Raw genomic sequence first — 5,616 nt, 5'->3', positions numbered from 1 at the left:
GGTAAACCAATCAATATAAATCAAATAGCAAAAGAAACTAATATGACATGGCGTACCGTTAAAAGGTACTTTACAAATAATTTTTATTTACAAGGAGTTTAATTATGAATATGAATAGATTAAAAAAATCCATTATTGAACATGAAGGGTTTAGTTCTAAAATTTATACTTGTCCAGCCGGTAAACTTACTATTGGTTATGGTCGTAATTTAGAAGATAGAGGAATAACTAAGCGTGAAGCAGATGAATTTTTAAATTCAGATTGTTTGGATATTAAATTAAAATTAGAAGATGATATTTATTTTTTCTCTTCTCTTCCTGATAATGTTCAAGAGGTTTTAGTCGAAATGGCTTATCAATTAGGAGTTTTTGGTTTATTGAAATTTAAAAATACAATCTCATATCTTGAAACGGCTTATTTAAATTTAATTAATGGTCGTGATAGAGATTATCGTGAATATGTTGCTAAGGCTAGTATTGAAATGCTTAACTCAAAATGGGCAATTCAAACACCTATAAGAGCAAAAAAATTATCACAAAAAATAAAAGGATATTAAAATGAATTGGTTATTAGAAAATTTAGGACTTATAACAACAGTGGCAACTGCGGTATATCCAGCAAGTTTATTTTTATTACCTGCAAATACTGCAAGTAAAATAAGTGTTGGTGTTAAAGTTGTAAAAGGTATTGCTAATGCGTTAGAAAACGCACAAAATACAAAAGGTGGTTTAACTACACAAAAAGAGTTAACTCAAAACATTAAATATCAAAAATCAAGAAGTTAGGTTAATACCTACTTCTAAAGGTAAAACATGTTTTATGATAGAAATAATAATTCTTATGACATTGGAATTAGTCCAAATGTAGATAATAGTAAAAACTTAGGTTTAGAGGGTTTTCCTGCCGGTTTTAAACTTCCCGATTTTAAATCTTTGTTTTCTGTTAAAGAACTTCATGTTCCTGATAAGCATAGAAATTATGTTATTAGAAAAGGCGATTATGAAAAGTATCATACAAAAGAAAAACATGATAATTATCACATTTATAAGGTTAATTGGAATTCTGTTCCAACTAAAGTTGATAGAAAAAAGATTGAATTAAAAGCAGTTTATAAAGATGATAAACAATTTTTAGCATTTACTGACGCAACTACTTTGTATTTAAAAAAAATTGATGAAGATTTTGTTAAATTTGTTTATTTTCAAGAGCGTCAAGTAAAACAAGAAATTGAATGGTTTAACTCTTTACCTTCTTATAAGCAAGATAGAAATAGAAAAGAGCATAATATTAATTTAGCAAATTATAAAGCTAACTTGAAAAGAGCAAATGATATGTTTAAGAAATTTGAAGCAGATTTGGCTCGAACTTTTAATGAACTTTCTAATCCTATTCTTTTAAAATATAAAAATCCTGATGGCGATTTTGATAGTTTGCCAATAGAGTATGGCAATTTTTATGCTGGTGAACTTGAAAATTATATAAAAAGTATTTTTGGTGATGTGACTAAAGATACTTATATTGAAGCTGTAAATAAAGATAAATATAACAATAAAATTGAAACTACTTGTTGTTTACAAGTATGTACAGATTTTAATATTTATAGACAAAAAGGTTTACCTTATGAACAATCAAAGGATTACAAATTAGATAAAGAAGAGGAAAAAAAATGGCGTGAAAATAATGATTTTATTCCGCCTAAAAGAAAACCACTTTTAATTGACAATAAAAATGATATTGAAAATAAAATTAGTAAGTTAAAAGAATATCTTAGAAAAATAAATCAAGTAAGAACTAGTCCAGTAAATGCACTTTTAGAGTATATACAACCCTTTGTTATGTCCGCAGTTGATAAACATGATTGGTTTGTCGATTATGAATACAAAGGAAATGAAATTAATATCGAATTAGATTTATCTAATATCTTTAATTAAGGGGAAATTATGGAAACATGCGAACAATTGTTACAAGCAATTTTAGAAGAGCTTAAAAAATTAAATTCTTCTAGTAGTGAAAGTTCTTTATTGCAAGAACTTAAAGATTTGAATAGTAGATTAGATAAAGCGGGGATAAAAAAATGAGTGATACACAAGAATACTTTGTTAGCTTAACAGCTACACAAAAAGAGATTGAAGAAGCTAATAAATTAGATGAGGGAGCATATGCAAATTATTCACAAAAAGGTAGTGCATATTTACCCAATTATAATAGAAGTCCATTAGATGACATTGGCTGGCAATTAAATCAACCACAAGATAAATCTACTCCTAAATCTACTAATTTATTTGAACAGATGAAAAATGGAAGTGATACACTTTCTAAGGCTTTTATAGAATTAGCAAAAGTTCAACATAATCAAAACAAAATCTTAGAAAGGCAAGCACAAGCAACTGAAAACATGGGATTATCTTTACTACAAGGTATATTAACAGTTGCAACAGAACTTACAAAAGGAAATAAATATAATTCTGTACTTTCTAAAATTAATAATACAGTTGCTAAAACACAAGTTCAAAAAAACATTGAACAAGCAAAATATTATAATTTTATGAATGATGGAAAACCTGAGCTAGTTGATAGTCAAGGAAATCCTATAAAACCTTTAGAAGCAACTGCAAAAGCTAATGCAGAAAATTTTATTTCTAATCATTTTAACAATACAGGGGAATTAAATAATTCACAAGTTATTGATAGTTCGGGAAAAAAGGTTATACCTTTAGAAGCAACTGCAAGATCGAATGCAGAAAATGCTATCTCTAAATCTTTAGATAATCGTATGCCTTACGGGGATTTAGTTGATGGGGAAGATTATATAAAAGATAGTGATAATATTATGAATAAAGTTGTACAAGATTTGTTAAATGTTGATATAACAAAAATAGATGATATAGATAACAAAGGGGTAAAAAATGGCTAAAGTCGGTCAAATTGGAGAAAGTGCATTAGATGATTTTGTAGATGAACTTACAACGGGTATAACTTATAAATATGCAAATGAGTATTTTAAACCTTTGCAAGATAAAATTGATGATGATAGTTTGATGGGTGAAGCTCTTGATAGTGCTTTAAATACTCTTAAATTTATGACTATGAATGCCGTTATTATAACAGTAAGTGAGTATGCTGTTTCAAAAATCTTAGTAGGTGGTTCATTAATCTTTACTTATATTAAAGGTTCTTCTGTTGCAAAAAGAACATCAAATAAAATACAAGGTGTTTTAAGAAAATTTGGAAAATATGGCGGAGCAGTTGGCAAATTTGTTCAAGGTGGTTTAGGCGTTGTGCTAGGTACACAAGAAGAGAGATTAGCAATGGCAAACATGGCTAATCGAAATGTAAATAATGTAACTTCTCTTATTGCACAAGAGCGACAAAACCAAATACATATGAAAAATGGAAAAATTAGCCATTTTAATTCTGTTCTTTCAACTTCTCAAAAACAAAAAAGAACTACTAGTGAAGATAAAAACGCTGTTTTCTTACATAAGATGAAAACTGGAACTTGGAAAAAAACTAAACAAGATAAAGATTTATATAAAAGGGTAGTAGGTTATAATTTCTCTTCTTCTAATGATGTTTGGAGTAAAACTTTTGTTGATAAACTTAATTCTTTTAAAGAATATGCAGTTAATGCAGAGGGAGAAATTTTAAATCTTTCTCAAACTCATCTTGACTATATAACTGCAACTGGTTTTACAAAGGTTAAATAATGGCTTTATTTTATGTATCATTATTTCAAGGTAGAACAGATAATTTATATTTAGAGATGGATAATAAAAATGATGTTATCAATTTTTTAAATACTGTTTCTACTGCAAAAATTGTAAATATTAAAAAAGTTGTTTACTCTAAAAAGTTTCTTATTGGCACATCTTCGGGGGCTTTAGCCCCATCATTTAAGCCACATGATAAACAAATTAGAGTTATGGTTAAGACTGCTAATTATACGGGTCTTTTAGATTTTAGATTTCCTCTTAAAAATATCTCTTTTGATTTATTAAAAACAAATATTAAAAAATATTTGACTTTTAATGATGAAAAAATAGAAGATATTATAAATATATTAAAGGCTTAAAAATGAAATATCAAGTAACTTACATTGATGATACTAAGACTTTTTATAGTGATGTTGAAGCAAAACATTATAATGATGTTTTAAACTTTTTTGAAAATTGTATCGGTGCAACTGTAACAGAAATAAGAGAATATGTATATCAAACTAAACAAGACAATTTTAATTTAAGTGATAATTATCGTAATAGTGTTGTTATTAATGCAAGGAATAATTATGGCTATTTAAATATTAAATTACCTAAAGTAAAAAAATCTTTAGATGAAAAAAAACTTTCACAAATAATAAAACAACATATAAAAATTAAAGATATGCAAATAACTCATCTTACATTAAAAATGTAAAAAATATAGGTTTTATTTTTTTATTAAAACCTATGTCTTACTTTTAAACTTTCTAAAGCCTATAAAATCAACTTTCAAATAAAAAAAATGTTCTATTGACAAAGCTTTTAAAAATATAAAATAATTCCATTACTCAAAAGAGAAAAAAATAAAAAGCAAGGATATAAATTATGGCAAAACAATTCCAAATTACTCAAAGAGTAGTAGTAAACGGTGAAAATAAATCTACATCATTTAGAATGTATGGTGAAAATGATGATGTTACAGCATTAGGTGCTTTGTTAGCTGGTGGTTATGAAGTAAAAGAAATTAATGACTCTCTTTCTGATACTACAAATATTGACCAAAATAATGCAACTACTAATCCAGTTACAGGTATTTATTTATCAGGTCCTAAAAATCAAGTTGCAAGCATTAGACCTTATTCAGGTGTGATACACTTTAAAAATACTGCTAATGTAGATGATATTGCGGCAGTTTTAAAAACTACTAAACCTTTTGAGCTTTTACCAAATGAAGTTCCTACAAGAGTTACAGTTAAGAGAAGTGAGTCTTTTTCAGCACAAACACAAAATCCATAATAGAGGCTAACCCCTCTATTATTTTTTTAATTCTATTTATTTATTTTGTAAGTAGATTTAAGAAAATGAAAGGATTTTTATGACTGATACAAGAATACAAACTTTTTTAGATGCAGTTGATAAATTAATTGCACAAGTAAATAGTAGAATAAATGATGATGTAGAACTTCAAGACCTTTTTAAATTCGATAGTGAAATATTAGAAATAAAAGGTGTTTATGATTCTATATTAGAAACACAAGTTTTAGAAAGTAAGATTGACCTTGATAATTTAAAATCAAATGTTGAGAATTTATTAAATGATTTTTCAAATAAAGTTGATGAGTTTGATACTTCAAAAGATAATTTAGAAAGTTCAGCAACAGAAATAATTGATAATTTAATTCAATTAAAAACAACATTAGAAAAAAATGTTAATAATAAGATTACTGAAATTAACAAGACAAAAGAAGCTTTAAATACTTTAGCCACTGTATTATCGAGTTCTGTTAATTCTAAAATAGATGAAGTTGAGCAATCAAAAACAACATTAGAAAAAAATGTAAATAATAAGATTACTGAAATCAACCAAACAAAAGAAGATTTAACTACTTCTGTTAATTCTAAAATAGATGAAGTTGA

9 protein-coding genes and 1 pseudogene are annotated in these 5,616 nt (G+C 26.5%); all 10 read left to right on the top strand.

What is annotated here, in order from left to right:
* Positions 1–104: 104 nt before the first annotated feature.
* Positions 105–557, top strand: a complete 453-nt coding sequence (locus CP960_RS13220; RefSeq protein WP_101185942.1) for a glycoside hydrolase family protein — start codon at positions 105–107, stop codon at positions 555–557.
* Between the two features lies 1 nt (position 558).
* Positions 559–786 carry a hypothetical protein gene (locus CP960_RS13215; protein WP_101185941.1) on the top strand — a complete coding sequence of 76 codons (228 nt, stop codon included), beginning with the start codon at positions 559–561 and terminating at the stop codon, positions 784–786.
* 27 nt (positions 787–813) lie between these two features.
* The gene (locus tag CP960_RS13210; protein WP_101185940.1) at positions 814–1,932 is read left to right on the top strand and encodes a hypothetical protein; all 1,119 of its coding nucleotides are present in this window, start codon (positions 814–816) and stop codon (positions 1,930–1,932) included.
* 9 nt (positions 1,933–1,941) lie between these two features.
* Positions 1,942–2,079, top strand: a complete 138-nt coding sequence (locus CP960_RS13815) for a hypothetical protein (protein ID WP_162919081.1) — start codon at positions 1,942–1,944, stop codon at positions 2,077–2,079.
* Positions 2,076–2,915 carry a hypothetical protein gene (locus CP960_RS13205; protein WP_101185939.1) on the top strand — a complete coding sequence of 280 codons (840 nt, stop codon included), beginning with the start codon at positions 2,076–2,078 and terminating at the stop codon, positions 2,913–2,915. The genes CP960_RS13815 and CP960_RS13205 overlap by 4 nt, the downstream gene beginning before the upstream one ends.
* Positions 2,908–3,708, top strand: coding sequence for a hypothetical protein (locus CP960_RS13200; RefSeq protein WP_101185938.1), 801 nt, complete (start codon positions 2,908–2,910; stop codon positions 3,706–3,708). The genes CP960_RS13205 and CP960_RS13200 overlap by 8 nt, the downstream gene beginning before the upstream one ends.
* The gene (locus CP960_RS13195) at positions 3,708–4,073 is read left to right on the top strand and encodes a hypothetical protein (RefSeq protein ID WP_101185937.1); all 366 of its coding nucleotides are present in this window, start codon (positions 3,708–3,710) and stop codon (positions 4,071–4,073) included. The genes CP960_RS13200 and CP960_RS13195 overlap by 1 nt, the downstream gene beginning before the upstream one ends.
* Positions 4,074–4,075: 2 nt before the next feature.
* Positions 4,076–4,414 carry a hypothetical protein gene (locus CP960_RS13190; protein ID WP_101185936.1) on the top strand — a complete coding sequence of 113 codons (339 nt, stop codon included), beginning with the start codon at positions 4,076–4,078 and terminating at the stop codon, positions 4,412–4,414.
* Between the two features lie 170 nt (positions 4,415–4,584).
* The gene (locus CP960_RS13185) at positions 4,585–4,995 is read left to right on the top strand and encodes a hypothetical protein (RefSeq protein ID WP_101185935.1); all 411 of its coding nucleotides are present in this window, start codon (positions 4,585–4,587) and stop codon (positions 4,993–4,995) included.
* Positions 4,996–5,074: 79 nt separating this feature from the next.
* Positions 5,075–5,616 (top strand): annotated as a pseudogene (locus CP960_RS13180) (hypothetical protein); the annotation flags it as partial.

This window comes from Malaciobacter halophilus (genome assembly GCF_002837275.1).
GTDB classification, from domain to species: domain Bacteria; phylum Campylobacterota; class Campylobacteria; order Campylobacterales; family Arcobacteraceae; genus Malaciobacter; species Malaciobacter halophilus.
This window is presented reverse-complemented; position numbering and strand designations above follow the sequence as displayed.